This window comes from Dickeya ananatis, from assembly GCF_019464615.1.
GTDB classification, from domain to species: Bacteria; Pseudomonadota; Gammaproteobacteria; order Enterobacterales; family Enterobacteriaceae; genus Dickeya; species Dickeya oryzae.
Window position 1 is genome coordinate 4,099,465 of record NZ_CP040816.1, and the last position, 17,713, is coordinate 4,117,177.

Below are 17,713 nucleotides of genomic sequence, written 5' to 3' on the forward strand. Positions count from 1 at the left end.
ACGGCTGACGGCGGGAATATGCTTCACCCCACGCGACCTTCCTGCCCCGCGCGCAACGACAATCGCGCCGTCAGCAACAACCCCATCAACGCCAGTACCGCCGCTGCCAGATAGATAGCATCGATAGAGGTATAGGCCATCATGACGCCCGCCGCCGGTCCTGCCACCCCCAGTGATAGATCAAGAAAGATGGTATATGTCGCCAGCGCGCTGCCCTGATTCTGCGCAGATACCGCTTTGACGGCCACCACGCCCAACGCCGGGAATACCAGTGAAAACCCGGCACCAGCGAAAAACGCGCCCACTTCCGCCATCAGTGGGTAAGACGCCAGCCACACCAGCAGCAGACCGGTACCTTCCACCACAAAACAGACCAGCGCCACGCGCAGACCGCCAAAACGGCTAATCACATTGGGGAACAACAGCCGTGTACCAACAAAAGCACAACTGAACACACTCAGGGTCAGCGCGGCCCCCTGCCACTGATGGCTGGCGTAAAACAGCGTGATAAACGTCGAAATCACGCCAAATCCCGCGGACGCCAACGACAAAATCACACCGTACAACCAGACCTTACCCAGTACCTCACGAAACGGTAGTTTCTTACCCGGCGTGACCGTGACCGCCGGACGCGGCAGCGCCAGTAAAATCGCCGTACCGGCTACCACCACAATCACCAGCGCCAGCAAACGCAATCCGCCCAGATGATAAATCCATACCCCCAGCGGCGCGCCAATCGCCATCGCGCCGTAAGTCGCCACACCGTTCCACGAAATCACCCGGCCAATGTGTAACGACCCGACCACACCAACGCCCCACAGCGTGGCACCGGTCCCGGCAAAGCTCTGTCCTACCCCGAGAATCAAGCGACCCACACACAGTAAGACCAGTGCCAACATCGGTGAGCTGTCGCTCCAGGAGGCCAGCGCATAGAACACGCCACTTAGCAGTACCCCCGTCAATCCAAACACCACCACCTGCTTCGGCCCTTTTTCATCGGCATGGCGGCCAGCACGAGGACGACTGAGCAGGGTAGAAAAATACTGCAGGCTGATAACCAAACCGGCCCAGAATGCGCTAAACCCGAGATGTTCATGCACATACCCCGGCAATACCGCCAGCGGCAAACCAATATTCAGGTAACTGGCAAAATTAAACATCACCACAGACATAATGCGTAAATTCAAACGTAAGCCACCGGGAGAAGGCTTCGGCGCTACAGGCGGTGTGGCAACAGGCATGACGGATAGGCTCGCTTTCGGGTCGCGTCGACAGGCGATCGCGGCGGACAGACAACGTTAATATTCCGAGTATAAACAAGACATTTTCGTCTTTCAGCATCAATCCAGGCGATATACCTTCTTTACAGGTTAACGTTTACATGATCACCACTTTGACATAACAGTAGTACGCCTGCGTTATACTCAGCAGGCGTATTACGTCCAGGAGAAACCGCATGCCTGTGAAGCCCGCCCCTCACACGTCATCGACCGAACAGGGGACGCCCCATCAACAACCCGGTCGTCTGACCCGCTGGCTCCATCACATCCAGTCGGTACCGGCTATCGCGCATCTTATCCGTGCAGGAGAACGCTTTAACGACCGAATGGGTAACCAGTTTGGTGCCGCAATCACCTACTTTTCATTCCTGTCGTTGATTCCCATTTTGATGGTGTCATTCGCCACGGTTGGGTTTGTGTTGGCCTCCAACCCCGATCTGCTGACGGGGCTTATCAACCGTATCGTCAACAGCATCAGCGACCCGAACCTTGCCCGCACCCTGAAAAACACCGTTAACACCGCCGTGCGCCAGCGCACGACTGTCGGATTGACCGGTTTGCTGATAGCGCTTTATTCCGGCGTTAACTGGATAGGCAATCTGCGCGAAGCGATTCGCGCCCAGTCACGTGATGTGTGGGAGCGCCAGCCTCATGAAGAAGAGAAACTGTATCTGCGCTATCTGTGGGACTTCCTGTCACTGATTGGCCTGCTGCTGGCGCTGGGGATCACGCTCTTTCTCACCTCGGTCGCAGGTAGCGCGCAGGCCACCATTGTGCGGGCGTTGGGTCTGGGCGGCATTGAATGGCTGCGACCGGCAATGACGTTAATTGCGTTATCCATCTCTATTTTCGCCAACTATCTGTTGTTTTTGTGGATACTGTGGGTGTTGCCGCGCCATAATCCCCGACGCACACCGCTGCTGCGCGGCACATTAATGGCAGCCATCGGCTTTGAAGTGTTGAAATTCGCCATGACGGTGGCGTTACCCAAACTGGCGACCTCGCCTTCCGGTGCCGCGTTTGGTTCTGTTATCGGCCTGATGACGTTTTTCTACTTCTTTGCACGCCTGACGCTGTTCTGCGCCGCCTGGATAGCCACGGCAACCCCGAAAAACGATGCCAGCCGTCAGGCACCGTTACCCGACGCCTGACGTGTACCACGCTGATAACCAGGAGTACCCCATGCCTTTCGTTAATATTCGCATCACCAAAGACGGCGCCAGCGCCGAACAAAAGAAACAGCTGATTGCCGGTGTAACGCAGTTGCTGGTCGATACGCTGGGGAAAAACCCAGCCACCACCGTCGTCATTATTGATGAAGTGGAAACTGACAATTGGGGTATTGGCGGGCAGAGCGTTACCGAGCGTCGCCAGCAGCAGTCATAACAGGAAACACAATGTATTAATCATTCACTCTGCGGCAAGGATCGGGATTACAAGCGGTTTTCCCGATCCACATCATGAAAAAATAAAACATCGTTTCATCGCTATTGACTCTACGCTGTGTAATGTTGAGACTGGCGCTAGTTTCCATTGGGTTCACCTTCTCTTTTTTACAGGCCAGCTGTCATGACGATGAAGAACATTGCGATTATTGGCGAGTGCATGATTGAACTGTCACAAAAAGGCGCGGATCTTAACCGTGGCTTTGGTGGCGATACCCTCAACACCGCCGTCTATATCTCCCGTCAGGTAAAACCAGACGCGCTCGGTGTGCACTACGTCACTGCACTGGGTACCGACTCCTTCAGTAGTGAAATGATGGCGTCCTGGCAGCAGGAAGGTGTCAAAACCGATCTGATCCAACGTCTGGACAACAAATTACCGGGGCTGTATTTCATCGAAACCGACGCTACCGGTGAGCGTACGTTTTACTACTGGCGCAACGATGCCGCTGCCCGTTACTGGCTGGAAAGCCCGGATGCCGAAGCCATCAGCCAGCAACTGGCGAAATTCGACTACATCTACCTGAGCGGTATCAGCCTGGCTATCCTCAATCAGCACAGTCGCGAACGTCTGCTGACCGTGCTGCGTGCGTGCCGCGCCAACGGCGGCAAAGTGATTTTCGACAACAACTACCGCCCGCGCCTGTGGCAAAGCAAGGAAGAAACCCGCCAATCGTACAGCGCGATGCTGGCCTGCACCGATATCGCCTTCCTGACGCTGGATGACGAAGATATGTTGTGGGGTGAGATGCCGATAGACGAGGTGCTCAAGCGCACCCACGGCGCCGGCGTGACCGAAGTGGTGATAAAACGTGGCGCAGATGCCTGTCTGGTGTCCATTCAGGGCGAATCGCTGCTGGAAATTCCGGCCATTAAACTGCCAAAAGAGAGCGTCGTCGATACCACTGCCGCAGGTGACTCATTTAGCGCCGGTTACCTGTCAGTACGTCTCAATGGTGGCAGTGCCGAGGATGCCGCCAAACGCGGCCATCTGACCGCCAGTACCGTTATTCAATATCGCGGTGCGATTATCCCGCAGGAAGCCATGCCTGCCTGAGCAGCGCCATAGCTGACGCAACAAAAAACGCCGGTTCAGTATCATGCTGAAGCGGCGTTTTTACTGCTATCGAGTTATTGCTATCAAGCTATTGCTATAAAACCACGATTATCGCTACCGAACGACAGTTGCCCTCTTGCTGCCGGTTACCAAACCGACAGCAAGCGGAACGCCAACGCTACCTACCCCAACCAATACTGCGCGTTAGCGAGCGGGATGTTAGCGCACCGCAGAATTTTCATCCTGCGATGTTCTGGCAGCGTCCGGCGTGGCTGACGCGGCGTTATTGTCCGGCTTCATGATGCTCATATAGGTTTCCCGCAACGCCTTCATGTTGGCTTCGGGCTCACCTTGTGGTTGCAGCATCATCAACGTCGCTTCCTGAGACAGTTGTTGATGCAGTTCCTGATTCAGCATCTCCAGGGTAACAGACGCCAGATAGTTCTGACGCAGTTTCTGATATTGCTCCGGTGCGATATCCACCACCCCGTTTTTCTGCGAACGCAGGCGCTGATCCATCAGAATGTCCGTGCTGGCACGGGCGTAAGTCGCGAACAGTTTACCCAGCTCTTCTGTCTTGCGCGCCATCAGCGTTTCGAACTCAGCCTGAGACAACCCTTTATCCCGTAGCGCCAGCAGTTCTTTGCTCAGGAATGTCACGCCGGTCTGCGCCGATTCACCAGTGACATTATCCAGATGGATAGCACACTGGGCACGGCCATACACCACGTTGCAGTCAAAACGGATATTAGTGTCTTTCAACGGACTTTTGGTCAATGCCTGCTGCATGTGCCAGAACAGCGCCTCGCGTGCCAAATCGCTATGCCAGTAACGAGCCAGCGCCTTTGAATCACGAATGGGTTGCCAGGGCATATCCCACACCAGCGACAGAATATCCTGCCGCACAGTGCTATCCATCAGGCTTATCGGGGTCGACGGCATTGCAGACAACGTCGGCAACGGCGATGGCGTCACCCGTTTCCCTTGTAACGGCGAAAACGCCTTGTCTATCTGTTCTGCGATAGCACGACTGTCAACATTCCCCACCACGTACAACGTCATGGCATCCGGCGTGTACCAGGTTTTGTAGTATTTGCTCAGTTGGTCGGCCGTTACCGCTGCTTTCAGCGGCTGCCCTGGCGCGTATGACAGCAATGACGATCCCTTCAAACGATAGCGCCAGCTTGGGTCCTGAGGATTGGCAGGCGCAGTGGCTACCGGGTCAATCATCTTCATTGCTGATGCAATGCGTTTATCATTAATCGGCAACTGGCCTGCGGTATCCGCCAGCCAGCTCAGTGCGTCTTTCAGCAGGTCAGGTCGGTTATTCGGCAGACTCAGGTTGTACGAAGTAAAATCATACGACGTCGTCGCTGGAGGCAACGGCCGGGTTTCGCTTTCAGATTGCTGCCACAAGGACGGCAACTGACCTGCAGAAAAGGTATCGCGCGGCAACAATGCCAGGCGTGGAATAAAATGGGCAAACCCCGTCTGTTGCGCATTCTCCGTCAATGAACCGGTATTAATCATCAGCCGTAGTTCAATCCGGTCACTGGGACGCTGGGGTGTTGCAAGAAGCTGCCAGCTAAAGCCGTTATCCAGCTTGCCTTGTTGCCAGGCGGGATCGGGTTGTAGTGCTTCAGCCTGCACGTTGCCGACTGTCATCGCCAGCAACACTCCACCAACAAAAAGGCCAAATTTGGTGCCCTGCATGTGAACCCCTACTTTAATCACTAACCAATACAGTGTGTTTTTGTGAATTCGGGCGACATCGTCCTGCCACCTCACGTGTCATACCCACATCGTTCGAGTTGCAGGACAACGCGCTCGTTTGAACAACGCAAAACGCGGGCCCTTCAAGGGAAAAGCTCATATGAGCCTTGTAACGCGGCAACCGGGTGAGTGAGGGCAGCCAACGCACCTGCAACTGGAAGTACGACGGGTATAGCCGCCCCACAAAAAACGAGAGGCGAAGTGTACCATCAGGTTAGACAGCGTGCTTTCGTCTATGTCACTCAACAACGTGAAAATAAGAGTAAAAAATTTAGTGGCGCCTAAATTTAACACAGAATGGATGAAAATTACCCACAGTCCGTGAAACGAACTGTGGGTAACCGGCAGGAAAAAATCCGAACTACGCTATCTGACTATCAGGATGGGCGGGATTGTGCCGCCGTGCCGTCCTGACGACCGGACAACACATCACTCATCTGTTTGGAATCCAGCTGTTTACACCACTTGGCAACCACTACCGTCGCTACACCGTTGCCTACCAGGTTGGTCAGCGCACGGGCTTCGGACATAAAGCGGTCAATCCCCAGAATCAGCGCCAGACCGGCAATCGGCAGATGTCCTACGGCAGAAATGGTCGCCGCCAGCACAATAAAGCCGCTACCCGTCACGCCTGCCGCCCCTTTAGACGACAGCAGTAACACCACCAACAGGGTAATCTGATGCCAGATATCCATGTGGCTGTTGGTTGCCTGGGCGATAAATACCGCCGCCATGGTCAGGTAAATCGAGGTGCCGTCCAGGTTGAAGGAGTAGCCGGTCGGGATAACCAGACCCACCACCGATTTCTTACAACCCAGTTTTTCCATCTTCTCCAGCATACGCGGCAGCGCGGACTCGGAAGACGACGTTCCCAGTACGATTAGCAGCTCTTCACGAATGTAGCGAATGAATTTGAAGATGCTGAAACCGGTGGCTCTGGCAATGGTACCCAGCACCAGTACCACGAACAGGATACAGGTAATGTAGAAGCAGATAATCAACTGCCCCAGTTGCACCAGCGTACCCACACCATATTTACCGATGGTAAAGGCCATCGCACCGAATGCCCCCAGCGGCGCCAGACGCATGATCATATTGATGATGCCGAAAATGACCCGGGAGAAACTGTCGATCACGTCGAAAATCAGCACACCTTTGTCACCCAGGTGGTGCAAAGCAAAACCGAACATGACCGCAAACAGCAACACCTGCAGGATGTTACCGCTGGCAAACGCGCCAATGACGCTGGAAGGAATAATATCCATCAGGAACGGCACCACGCCTTGCTTACCCGCTTCCGTAGCATAGTTCGCTACCGCTGCGGCGTTCAGCGACGATGGATCGACGTTCATGCCCGCACCAGGCTGCAATACGTTCACCACCACCAGACCGATAATCAGCGCCAATGTACTGACAATCTCAAAATAGAGCAGCGCAGCCGCACCGGTGCGTCCGACCGCTTTCATACTCTCCATCCCGGCAATCCCGGTGACGACGGTACAAAAGATCACTGGCGCGATCACCATTTTGATTAATTTCACGAATCCATCGCCCAGAGGCTGCATCTGCTGCCCCAGCGCCGGGTAGAAATGACCCAGCAATATCCCTATGGTAATAGCTGTAAGCACCTGAAAGTAGAGACTTTTGAATATTGATTTTTTCATAGTGTGACGTCCTTTGATGGGAAAAGACACGGGGGACAAAGAACGATAAAATTGCCGCCTGTGCTTGCGTCGGAAAATAACATCCCGATAACAGAGAAAATACTTTTATAACTTTAGTTTGTGAACGTCCGGTTAAAAACAAGAGCTAAATCGCTTCAACAAAACCCTTCCCAAAAACATTGCATTAATCTACTGGTAACATCACGCATAACCCACACGCTTTCAGGCACGTGAAAAACCGAGCCACAGCACTATTCTGCGCTGATTCATAAGATTTTTTTGTGAATGGGATCACGGGTAACAATCAGGTTAACAAAGCGTGAAGCACGAACCGACAAAGGGGGATGAGAGAAGAGGAGTATGGCGAGGAGAGAACCCCGCCATGTGTAGGAAAATCTCGTTATTGGTGACGTGCCGCCATCATCGCCAACAGGCGTAAGCTGGATGAGTAGTAATCTTCCGCGGCACCTGGCTGATCACTCAATGCGTCAAGGTTACCCATCGTCAGGTCACGAACCGCCAGTAAGCCGCCCTGCATCGAGTACGGCGCGGTATTATTGCTCAGCACATCAATCCAGGCGGGTGTTGCCAGACGGGAATAATTACGCCAGTACAACTGGAACGGTACCAGTGCTGTGGTTTTGGCATCATACCAGTACAGGTATAACGGCACACGGATAGCGTCATAACTGAAACGCGACGGCCAGGCCGTGGCGGGTGCCATCGTGCCATCCGCGTTCAACGCCACCCAGTCCGTCGGTAAGCCAACCTGACCGAAGCGCATTTCACCAATCAGCGATAAACCATCGTCAATCAGTTGCCGCCACACCTGTAGGTGGCTGCGACGAGCAAAATCTTGCCAGGCAGGGAACAGGAAATAGGAGGGATTCAGGACCACATAACTGTTTTTATTGAAGCCATAGGCACCGGGCAACATCACGGTATGACCAGCAAACTGGATAATCTCATGACTGATGACCGCTTTCTGAATAGCGTCCGAGGCTTGCAAATAGCTATTGTCCTGCCACCTGTTCCCGGCCTTCAGCAGCGCCCACGCAATCAGTACATCACCATCCGACGCGTTGTTTTTATCAACGACCGGATTGGCTGCTGATGGGTCATAGCGCCAGTAAAACAAGCCGCTGGACGTATCCCTGAGGTGGCTCTGCGTCCAGTTCCACAGACTATCGAATGCGGCACGGTCGCCATAGTGCACCGCCATCAACATGGCAAATCCCTGGCCTTCGGTATGACTGACGTTCTTGTTGCCCGTATCCTGAATGCGTCCATCTGGGGTCATGAAGTGGCTTTTGTAGGTTTCCCAACCGGTTGCTGCCGTTGCCGACACGCTAAACCACATCATCGCTATCAATACCCAACCACGCCACATTGGCTTTATCATGTTATCCCCCGGCTCAATGCTGATAACGAAACAGCAAAATCGAGCCATTGTCGGTTTCCTCACAGGACAGCGGGACATATTCCGCTCCGCCCTGCTCACATAGCCAATGGCTGTAGAGTCCTTGCAATACTGCCGCCATTGACATCCTCCATCGCGTGCTACCCGCTGCCCCCACCAAAACAGGCAATGACAGATGATAAATTTCCAGCCGGTTTTCATACGGCCGCAGGTCTACACATCCCCAGTGAAACAGGGACAATACCTGATTCATCTCCCGTTCAAGGTCGGCAACGGTAACCGCCGCAGGCAACGAATAACGTTCCGCCAATTGCCTGCCCATGTGGCGTAAAAACGCCAGCCCTTCCTGCTCACCGGCGCTATCCATCATCCCATTGACGATCACACCGAACAAATCTGCCCAGCCAGGCGGCAATTGCTGCTGGCGATAATAGTTCAATGCATGCTGTTGCAGGTCACTCATGCTTATTTACCTCCGAGCCCGTAGCGGAAATAGAGCTGTGCCGTGGTTTCGTTATAGTTGCCAAAGGTGTCATAGCCCATCTGCCCACCGACGGTCACGTCCTTGGTGACGCGATAATCCGCACCAACATGCACGTTGTAGCCGATACCGCTCTTGCTATCACCCGCATAGTGGGATTCTTTGGCCAGCCCCAGGAGTTCGGCACCTTCCAAGGCTCTTTGCCAGTCTGGATTATTCGGGAAGTAATCACTCCGATCACGCGAGTAAGACTGGTACCCCACCGACACGCCCGCCCTGACGCTCAGGTCGTCATATTTCTGGCTCCATTCCACTGGGAACGACACGGAGACATAATCCTGCGGGCTGAAATAGCCCCCCTGACCGAAACTGTAGTACCCCAGGTTGTTGGCAAAGTTCATCCAGCTCAAACTAATACCGGTTTTCAACTCACGATCGCGGTCATGGAAGGGCCGTATATAAGCACCAGCATTCGCCATCACGCCGGTATTGCTCTTCACATTGTCACCAAGGTAACTGTAAGCGCCGCCGCCGCCATAGAACCCGACATCACCGTTATCGTAGCTCAACAGCACATTGCCGCCGTTTTTGGTGACCTGTCCCCAGCGTTTACCAGTCAGCGAATCCTTGGCACCGACATATGACAACAGGCTATCCGTTACTGCACGACGTTCACCCGTCACCACCAGCGTCAGGAAGTCCGTCAGTTTAGGCGACCACTGTACCCCGCCGACCAGAGTATTCAGCTCCTGGCCCAACGGCGTACTACCCAGGTCAACTTTATAATTCTTACCGATCAGCGCCAGATTCAGCTCTGCACCAGAGGCATTTTGCTTACCCTGTGAATCCACCGTGACCTGATCGATATTCGGTTTCTTCGTAGAATTTTGGAGAATATTTAGCACCTGAGCAGATGAGAGAGAGGCAAGGTTGAAATTCCCCCCCAACTCATTGACCAATGTTTGATTAGCTGCATTGAGTGCTTGAGCCAAAGCACCTGTCCCAAATCGTCGGTTCGCATCACCGCTTGACGAACCCGCACTTAGTGTCATCGGCGTAACGTTAAAATTGATACGAGAGTCGCCAAACGAGCCACTCGACCAGGTCAACGGCGCTTTGGCTTCGGTTAACCGACTTAAACCCGACTCACCATCGCGGCCACGAATCTGCACTCCGGTCTGCACCCAGCCACCGCTATCCCGCTCCAGATCGTCCATCATGGTGTTGATCTGGGTGAGTGTTGCCGTTGGCTGTTGCGTCGCCGTGCCTGCAACCACCACGGTATCACCGCCAGCAGCATCAGGACGTTGCTGCCATGGCATCACACCGCCATACGCGGAAGGGTTGCTGGCCTTGCGGGTGGTGGCAAGTGTCGAGCGATCAATGAACGGATTATCCGCCATCGCCAGGCCACCAATCGCGGGCGTTTTGCCCGGCGTGGCCCCTTCCAGCCCCACGGCTTTGGCACGGGCAGTTTTCAGGTAAGCCAACGCCTGATCGCGGTTGCCTTCGGCATCCGCCACCCGGGCCAGCAATAACAGCCGCTCCGGTGTCTGTTCACCCTGCAACCCGGTGGACAGTGCGTGCGCCTTTTGCGCGTCATGCCGTTCCAGCGCCACATTGATGGCACCGACACGGGCTTCTTGTGTCGGCGTATCGTGCGCCAACAGATAGTCGTAAACGTCTGCCGCCTCTTTATTCATTTTGCCGGACTGATATAACCGGGCCATCGCGAACATCAGGTCGGTATTTTTCGGATCGCGTTGCAACGCACGGGCCAGCTTGTCATACGCCTGCGCATACTGCTGGTTCTCCCGCAGACGGTCGGCTTCTCGCACCACAAAACCGGTGCGCAGTTCATCCAACTGCGCAGGCGTGCTGCGCGCCACCAGCTCAGGACGGCTCAACCACGACTGCGCTTCATCACCCAGCCCTGCCTGATTCAGTACCCCAACCTGATCCGCATAATCGCCCGCATTACCCTGAACACCGCGCTGCATATTGCTGCGTACCACCGCCACAGCAGCGGTAGTGTCGCCCGACGCGGCGAGCGCCCGGGCCAGTTTACCGGCATCCGCCGGGTTATCCGGCGGTGTCACCGACAACGCCCGCAAGGTGTTGGCAGCCGCGGCGTTCTCACCCCGCGACAGATACACCTGAGCGGTCGCCATCTGCAAATTGAAATTAACGCGTCGCGCCAGACTGCGGCTCTCTTCATTCTGATCGCGCGGCGGAATACGTGACAGCAACGTGCTGGCCTGTTGCCAGGCGTTATTTTCGCTGGCGAACAACGCCGCCGCGTAGAGGTCGTCCCCACTGGCACCGGCCCGGAACAAAGGCTGCATTAACGAGGTGGCGGCAGTGGTATTGCCCTGTTGCTGGTAAATCCGCGCCAGATCGAGCCTCAACCAGCCGTCGTTCGGAAAACGCTGCACCCCTTGTTGCAACAGGCCAATCGCCCTGGCTGTATCACCCACCGCCAGTGCCTGTTTGGCTTCATTACGAATCGGAGAGCTGGTCGCGACTGGACGCGGCGCCATGCTGCGACGCACACTCTCCGGTAACGCCGCAAACAAGGTATTGGCTTCAGCGGTGCGGTTCTGCTCGCGCAGCACGTAATACAATCCTTCTTTGGCATTACGGTTATCCGCATCGGTTTGCAGGATGTCACGGTACAGACGCTCCGCTTGCGGAAAATTGTTGGTGCGGCGCAACACATCAGCCCGGAACAGCTTCGCCGCCATCCCTTTATCACCACTCGCCTGCACCAACGGCTCGCTCAGGCTCAACGCCTGCGCGGTATCGCCACTTTTCATTGCCTGCTGGGCATTCGCCAGTTGAGCGTAGAAACGGGCATCCTCGGCCTGCTGCTGACGCTGTGTGCTGTTCTCACCGCCCTGCCGGGCTGCCCTCTCCAGATAGGACGCCGCGGCGGCAAAATCACCGCGCCGCTGAGCCGCATACCCCATCCCCGCCAGCGCGTCTGCATCTTCCGGGTTAGCCTGCAATACCTGACCGAACGCCGTTTGCGCACTGGAAAGATCGCCGCTGTTAAGCGCGGTAAAGCCTTTGTCTTTCTCGTTTCCACCCACATTTTTGCGGTAATAATCCATCACCGCCGTATCCTGTGGATGTCGCTGCTGATAGAGCTGATAGAGCGGCGCGTCCTCGGCTTTCGGGCCCAGCCACAACAGTGCCTGACGCATCGCCTGATCCGCATCGGTACTGCCCGATGCCAGCCCGCTCAATATCTGCAACCCCTCACGGCGGGTCGGCTCCTGATAGGTCAGTGCCTTGCCGAGCGCGACCTCAGCGCTGGTATCCTGCGGGTGCGCCGCTGTCAGCTCGCGCAAATGGTCAATCGCCTGCGGCAGTAATGTCCGGTCACCCGCCATGGTCAGATAGTATTCAGCCGCGATGCCAGCAGGCGGCTGGTTACCGCTAAACAGATTACGCCAGGTTTGCAACGACGCACTGATATTACCGCTGCGGGCCTGTTGGCGCGCCAGCGCCAGTTGCGACTGCGGGATGGCCGCCGCCTGGCGGGCATTATCCAGCGACTGCAATAGCGGGTCCTGCGGCGATACCTTGCTCAAACGTTCGCGCCATTTGGCGGCTTCAGCACTGTCGCCGCTGTTCTGGGCGTATAGTGCCATCAAATACAGCGCCTTGGTGTTGTTGGCATCCACCATCAGGATTTTCTGCAACGCGCTACGGGCAAGATCGTCATGAGAACGTTGATGCCAGTAATCCGCCTGATCAAACAGCGCCTGTAACGCCGGATTGGTCTGTGCCGCCAGTGCGCAAGTCGACAGCATGCCGCTGACCACCACCCCGGTAAGAGACAGTGACTGACGGATGCGGGCGGTTAAGGTCGTTATTTTCATACGTGGCTCGCTTATTTTTTATCCGTTCCCGCATCACGTCGGGTCGACAGTCTTTTTTCCGCCAAACGCCGGAGAACCGATGCCAGGCTCAGCCCTACCGCCGCTGCCAACAGCAACGCCATCACCGCCAGATACACCGAGTGCTGATTGGCGTACCAGACAATCATCATGTACCAGGGCATTTCACCGCTGGGGAACTGCGGCCCTACCCGAAAACTGCGCACGCCGTTCTCGTCGGTAATAATGGCGGTATCGCCCCGCACTGCGGCGTTAATGTTGGGTGAGTTCAGGTCGCCATATAACCGCAATAGCTGCTCATCGCTGCTGCCGGTCGCGACCACCACCACATGACGGGAACTCCACGGTGAGCGGTAACTCAGGAAGCCACGCCAGGCCTGATTAGACGAAAAATAACGGTCGGCATCGATCGGCGTGCGCTCCCAGTCACCGGTCATCAACGTACGCAAATGGGCCCACGTACTCGGCGTCTTAACGCCAAAGGTGTGAGGGTTCACGGTGTACGGTGAATCGGACAGCAAGGTTTGGTTGAACGCGGCCTGCTGCAAGGTGGTCACGGTCAGCACGTCACTGTTTTCCAGCTTCTGGCGATCGGCGGCATTGGTCGGCAGCCCAAACATCACACGGTTGTGATTAAGACTTACCCCGGTGGCATCACCGGCACGACCCGCCAGGTCCAGCAGCAAACCAATTTCAGCATTGCTCGGGTTTTCCGGCAGCAGCATCACAGTCTGGGCATAATCCGCCTGACGGCTAAACGGGAATGCCACTCCCACGAAGTAGGAGAGGTTCGGCAACATAGTGAAATGGCGCGTACGACTCAGGTCGATAGACGAACTGTCAGCAATCTGGCTCTTGATATTGTTGTTGAGCAACACACTGCACGGCGCGTCATCCTTTGCCCGAATATTGAAATAGAGCTGGAACTGGTTGTATCCATAAATCAAATACGGATCCACTTTAAGCGTATAGCTCTCCTGACGGGAGTCTCCCCCCATCTCACGCCATAGCTGTTGCAGTACACCAATCTTATTCACCGTCAGATTGCGCAAGAATGTACCGTTGAGCATCACATTCAGGTACGAGCGTTTCTCGTCAATCCAGGATTCTGACGGGAAACGGTAATTAACGGTGACCGGGATGGTATCGCCATCCCACAAGAACAAGTCCGGCGCGGCACGGAAATTAATACGCAGTGCCTCATGCCACAGCCCATTGACCGTCATACTTTGATCGTTGCGCAACAATTCACTCAACCGTACCGGTCGGTCGGTATTAATCCAGCGCGGCGCGTCGTAGGCACGACGAAACGGTATCTTCTGCGGCGTGACCGACAGGCTTGAGGCATCACCAGTGAATGGCTGGCTCACCAGACGGTAGGCCGCCTGTCGTAATTGCTCGTCATCCTTACCGACCACCAGCATCAGTTTGTAAACCGGGTTCACTGGGTTATCAATCAGTTGCAAGGTAGGGCCTGCTACCTCCGGCAACGTCAGCGTGCCGACCTTATCCCCCGGGCGGCCGAACACGATGCCGCTTTTCTCGGGCAACGCATCACGTATTACCGGGAACGTCACGCCGTAGCCGTCCATCCGCATCCCCAGCCAGGAGGCCACCAGCGAGGCGGCACTCACCTCTGAAGGGTTCACCGTGGTCGGGAACACCATCGTCACTGTGGCAGGCGTCATCTGCAACGGGTCGATAAACGGGCGCGGGAAATTCTCCAGCCGGGTACCGATATCCAGTTGCTGACCTTCCAGATGCAGCATCGTCGTCGGCAAAATGGTCAGGTTGTAACGGGTCGCGCTATCGCGCTCACACAGCAAGCGATCGGCATCATTGATGCGAAAACTCAGGTTGTTGCTGGACACCACCATCGCGGCAGGAATATCCAACTGAAACAGCGTGCTGTCGCCCGTAGCCGCACTCAATGGCACGGTGCCCAGCGGCTGACCGTTTAACATCAGTTGCATCGACGTATTCAGCGCCGCCAGTTCCGGCGACACCCGCAACGCCAAATCCAACCGTGCGTTAGTCACAACCTGATCGCCCGGCAGGGTAAAAATCACCCCGGCCTGTACCTGTCCCCCGGCCAGGGTAATTCCCTGTGCTTGCCCCATCTGCGCGACGGAGACATCACTGGACAATGGCTGATAACCTGCCGCCGGATCGCCCACTGGAGTCGGCAACAGCATGGAAGGCGTTGTCAGCGGCGACGTCGTTTCTGGCACGACCGGGGACGGCGTCGCCGGTATAACCGATGTTGCCGATGATAATGGTGATGCCGCTGGCGATACCGTCGGTGAGGTTACCGGCGGCATATCGGGTAACGGTGCCGGTGTTGGCGCAACCGTCGTCACAGGCGTCGGTTCGGCCGTCGTCGGCTGCGGACTATTGCCACCAGGGCTCAGCATCGAGGGCAATGGCTCATCGGCGGCGTCACCGGCAGCCAGCACACCATGACCACACAGCGCCAGCACACTGCCGACACACAAAGGCAACAGCGCTTTGATAAAACGTGGCGTTATCATGCGGCAACGTCCTCCTTCTTCAGGTCCGCTTTTCTGCTACGGCCTCTCACACTCATCCAGAAGAACGCGCAAACGGTGCACACTACCGCCCACAGAGAACGCAAAGGACGATCTTTCTGCCAGGGCTGACTCATCCAGGCATCCGCACGCGACAGCACCACGCGCACCAGCGCCCGACGCTGGGCCAGTGGAATATCGTCAAATTGCAGGCGAATAATGTCGTCATCTGCCGCCACCGACTGCGCTGGCAGACAAATTTCGCTGGATTGCAGCAACAGTTCCACCGCTTCAATTTCATCGGTTTTATGGCGCAGATCCGGCGCTTTAAGCTGTACCCCGCCCATCGATAGATTGATGGTCGTGGTACGCGAAGCAATACCGCTGGCGTAATGGATGATAGCCGGCACATCCACATCGATACGGATGGTCTTGCGCACCTGCTTGGTTTCCCGGGCTACGGCTATCGCCGCCAGCAGGGTCAGCAAGCTAAACAGCGCCCACCCGACGTTCAGCAACATCACATAAGGGTCAACGTTGAAATAGTCATGTGCCACGATGCGGGTAATGCCAGCACACACACCTGCCACCAGCAACACCGCCGCAACGATATGCGGACGCACAATGCGGAAATCAAAAAACCCTTCGTCCAACAAACCGCCTTTATCAGTTACGTTGAACTTGCCGCGCGTCGGTGAAAACAGGGTAACAATGGTCGGGATAACCAGATGGAACGCCATCACCGTTTCATAAATTTCACCCCAGAAGCTATAGCGAAAACGCCCGTTCATACGCGAGTTGACATACATCGATACCACCAGATGTGGCAGCGCATAGGCGAAAATCATGGCCGCTGAGGCATGAATAATATTGAGATTAAACAGCAGATAAGCCAGCGGCGCGGTCAGGAACACCACGCGCGGCAGACCAAACTGGAAATGCAGCATGGCGTTGAGGTAACACAACCGTTGCGGCAAGGTCAGTCCGCGCCCGAATAACGGGTTATCGACCCGGAAAATCTGCGTCATCCCGCGCGCCCAGCGGGTACGCTGAATCACATGCAGTACCAGTCGTTCCGTCGCCAGTCCCGCTGCCAGCGGAATTGACAAAAACGCGGACTTCCAGCCTTTACGCTGCATCTTGATGGCGGTATGCGCGTCTTCCGTTACGGTTTCCACCGCAAAACCACCGATCTCCATCAACGCCGAGCGACGAATCACCGCACAGGAGCCGCAGAAAAAAGCGGCGTTCCAGAGGTCGTTGCCTTGCTGCACCGGCCCGTAAAACAACGCGCCTTCGTTTGGCATATCCCGCGCTGCGCGCAGGTTACGTTCGAACGGGTCCGGCGAATAAAAGTAGTGCGGCGTCTGCAACAGGGCCAGTTTCGGGTCTGACAGGAAGGGGCCCACCGTAGCTTGCAGGAAGATACGCTTGGCGACATGGTCACAGTCAAATACGCAAATCAGCTCACCCTGGGTCAGCTTGAGCGCGTGGTTAAGGTTACCGGCCTTGGCGTGCGAGTTGTTATCGCGGGTGATATAACCGATGCCAGCCTGCGAGGCGAACACGGCGAACTCACTACGTTTACCATCATCCAGCAGATAAATTTTCACTTTCTCGCGCGGATAATCGATGCACTGCGCCGCCAGTACCGTATCACGCACCACATCCAGGCTTTCGTTATAGGTAGGAATATACACATCCACCGTCGGCCACAATTGAGTGTCCTCCGGCATCGGCTCAATGACGCGCTCCAGCGGCCAGGCGGTCTGGAGAAAGCCTAATAACAACACAATCCAGACATAGAACTCGGCAATAAACAGCCCAATACCGAGAATAGCTTCGATTTCAGAATTGAAATGCAGGGTTGCTGTTGCGCGCCAATATATATAGCGCGTCGAAGAGAGTACCGACAAAATAATCAGTATCAGCGTCACCTGCCGACTTTTATTGAAGCCCAGCAACAACATTAATGCCAGACTAATCAAACCAAAAATATATTGTTTTTCACTATCCATTGGGGTGATAACAATCACCGCCGCAACCGGTAACAATAGCAACAGCACGGCTAAAAACAGGATCTTTTTCATCGATTATCCTGATATTTAATTGATGGAAAATATTTGCGCGCACACACCTTGTGCCGGGAAAACCGGCCGG

Annotated in this window: 11 protein-coding genes; 3 read left to right on the top strand and 8 right to left on the bottom strand. The window is 55.5% G+C overall.

The window, feature by feature from the left end; translation table 11 throughout:
• Positions 1-23: 23 nt before the first annotated feature.
• The gene (locus tag FGI04_RS18305) at positions 24-1,241 is read right to left on the bottom strand and encodes an MFS transporter (RefSeq protein WP_342699674.1); all 1,218 of its coding nucleotides are present in this window, start codon (positions 1,239-1,241) and stop codon (positions 24-26) included.
• Positions 1,242-1,456: 215 nt separating this feature from the next.
• On the opposite strand from FGI04_RS18305, the gene yhjD reads away from it, so the two are divergent.
• From yhjD to kdgK, 3 genes are all read left to right on the top strand, one after another.
• Complete coding sequence (gene yhjD / locus FGI04_RS18310; protein WP_342699675.1) at positions 1,457-2,431, top strand: inner membrane protein YhjD; 975 nt, start codon at positions 1,457-1,459, stop codon at positions 2,429-2,431.
• Positions 2,432-2,462: 31 nt separating this feature from the next.
• The gene (locus FGI04_RS18315; protein WP_012886647.1) at positions 2,463-2,666 is read left to right on the top strand and encodes a 2-hydroxymuconate tautomerase family protein; all 204 of its coding nucleotides are present in this window, start codon (positions 2,463-2,465) and stop codon (positions 2,664-2,666) included.
• Between the two features lie 183 nt (positions 2,667-2,849).
• Positions 2,850-3,782, top strand: a complete 933-nt coding sequence (kdgK, locus tag FGI04_RS18320) for a 2-dehydro-3-deoxygluconokinase (RefSeq protein WP_342699676.1) — start codon at positions 2,850-2,852, stop codon at positions 3,780-3,782.
• Between the two features lie 219 nt (positions 3,783-4,001).
• On the opposite strand, the gene FGI04_RS18325 is transcribed toward kdgK, so the two are convergent.
• The 7 genes from FGI04_RS18325 to bcsA form a co-directional block, all read right to left on the bottom strand.
• Positions 4,002-5,495 (bottom strand): M16 family metallopeptidase, encoded by a 1,494-nt coding sequence (locus FGI04_RS18325; RefSeq protein WP_342699677.1) that lies wholly within the window; start codon positions 5,493-5,495, stop codon positions 4,002-4,004.
• A 437-nt stretch (positions 5,496-5,932) separates the two neighbouring features.
• Complete coding sequence (locus FGI04_RS18330) at positions 5,933-7,219, bottom strand: dicarboxylate/amino acid:cation symporter (protein WP_168366734.1); 1,287 nt, start codon at positions 7,217-7,219, stop codon at positions 5,933-5,935.
• Between the two features lie 400 nt (positions 7,220-7,619).
• Entirely contained in the window at positions 7,620-8,621 is a 1,002-nt protein-coding gene (locus tag FGI04_RS18335) for a glycosyl hydrolase family 8 (RefSeq protein ID WP_407337092.1), read from the bottom strand.
• A 13-nt stretch (positions 8,622-8,634) separates the two neighbouring features.
• Complete coding sequence (gene bcsD, locus FGI04_RS18340) at positions 8,635-9,102, bottom strand: cellulose biosynthesis protein BcsD (RefSeq protein WP_023641045.1); 468 nt, start codon at positions 9,100-9,102, stop codon at positions 8,635-8,637.
• 2 nt (positions 9,103-9,104) lie between these two features.
• A complete protein-coding gene (locus tag FGI04_RS18345; protein WP_407322009.1) occupies positions 9,105-13,007 on the bottom strand; it encodes a cellulose biosynthesis protein BcsC in 3,903 nt (1,300 codons plus the stop codon).
• Positions 13,008-13,018: 11 nt separating this feature from the next.
• The gene (gene bcsB / locus FGI04_RS18350) at positions 13,019-15,556 is read right to left on the bottom strand and encodes a cellulose biosynthesis cyclic di-GMP-binding regulatory protein BcsB (protein ID WP_407337093.1); all 2,538 of its coding nucleotides are present in this window, start codon (positions 15,554-15,556) and stop codon (positions 13,019-13,021) included.
• Positions 15,553-17,643, bottom strand: a complete 2,091-nt coding sequence (gene bcsA, locus FGI04_RS18355) for a UDP-forming cellulose synthase catalytic subunit (protein ID WP_407274339.1) — start codon at positions 17,641-17,643, stop codon at positions 15,553-15,555. The genes bcsB and bcsA overlap by 4 nt, the downstream gene beginning before the upstream one ends.
• Positions 17,644-17,713: the final 70 nt, after the last annotated feature.

Coding starts and splice junctions, on each gene's coding strand:
- FGI04_RS18305 (WP_342699674.1), bottom strand. CDS start 1,241: ATGCCTGTTGCCACACCGCCTGTAGCGCCGAAGCCTTCTCCCGGTGGC.
- FGI04_RS18325 (WP_342699677.1), bottom strand. CDS start 5,495: ATGCAGGGCACCAAATTTGGCCTTTTTGTTGGTGGAGTGTTGCTGGCG.
- FGI04_RS18345 (WP_407322009.1), bottom strand. CDS start 13,007: ATGAAAATAACGACCTTAACCGCCCGCATCCGTCAGTCACTGTCTCTT.
- bcsA (WP_407274339.1), bottom strand. CDS start 17,643: ATGAAAAAGATCCTGTTTTTAGCCGTGCTGTTGCTATTGTTACCGGTT.
- kdgK (WP_342699676.1), top strand. CDS start 2,850: ATGACGATGAAGAACATTGCGATTATTGGCGAGTGCATGATTGAACTG.
- bcsD (WP_023641045.1), bottom strand. CDS start 9,102: ATGAGTGACCTGCAACAGCATGCATTGAACTATTATCGCCAGCAGCAA.
- FGI04_RS18330 (WP_168366734.1), bottom strand. CDS start 7,219: ATGAAAAAATCAATATTCAAAAGTCTCTACTTTCAGGTGCTTACAGCT.
- bcsB (WP_407337093.1), bottom strand. CDS start 15,556: ATGATAACGCCACGTTTTATCAAAGCGCTGTTGCCTTTGTGTGTCGGC.
- FGI04_RS18315 (WP_012886647.1), top strand. CDS start 2,463: ATGCCTTTCGTTAATATTCGCATCACCAAAGACGGCGCCAGCGCCGAA.
- FGI04_RS18335 (WP_407337092.1), bottom strand. CDS start 8,621: ATGATAAAGCCAATGTGGCGTGGTTGGGTATTGATAGCGATGATGTGG.
- yhjD (WP_342699675.1), top strand. CDS start 1,457: ATGCCTGTGAAGCCCGCCCCTCACACGTCATCGACCGAACAGGGGACG.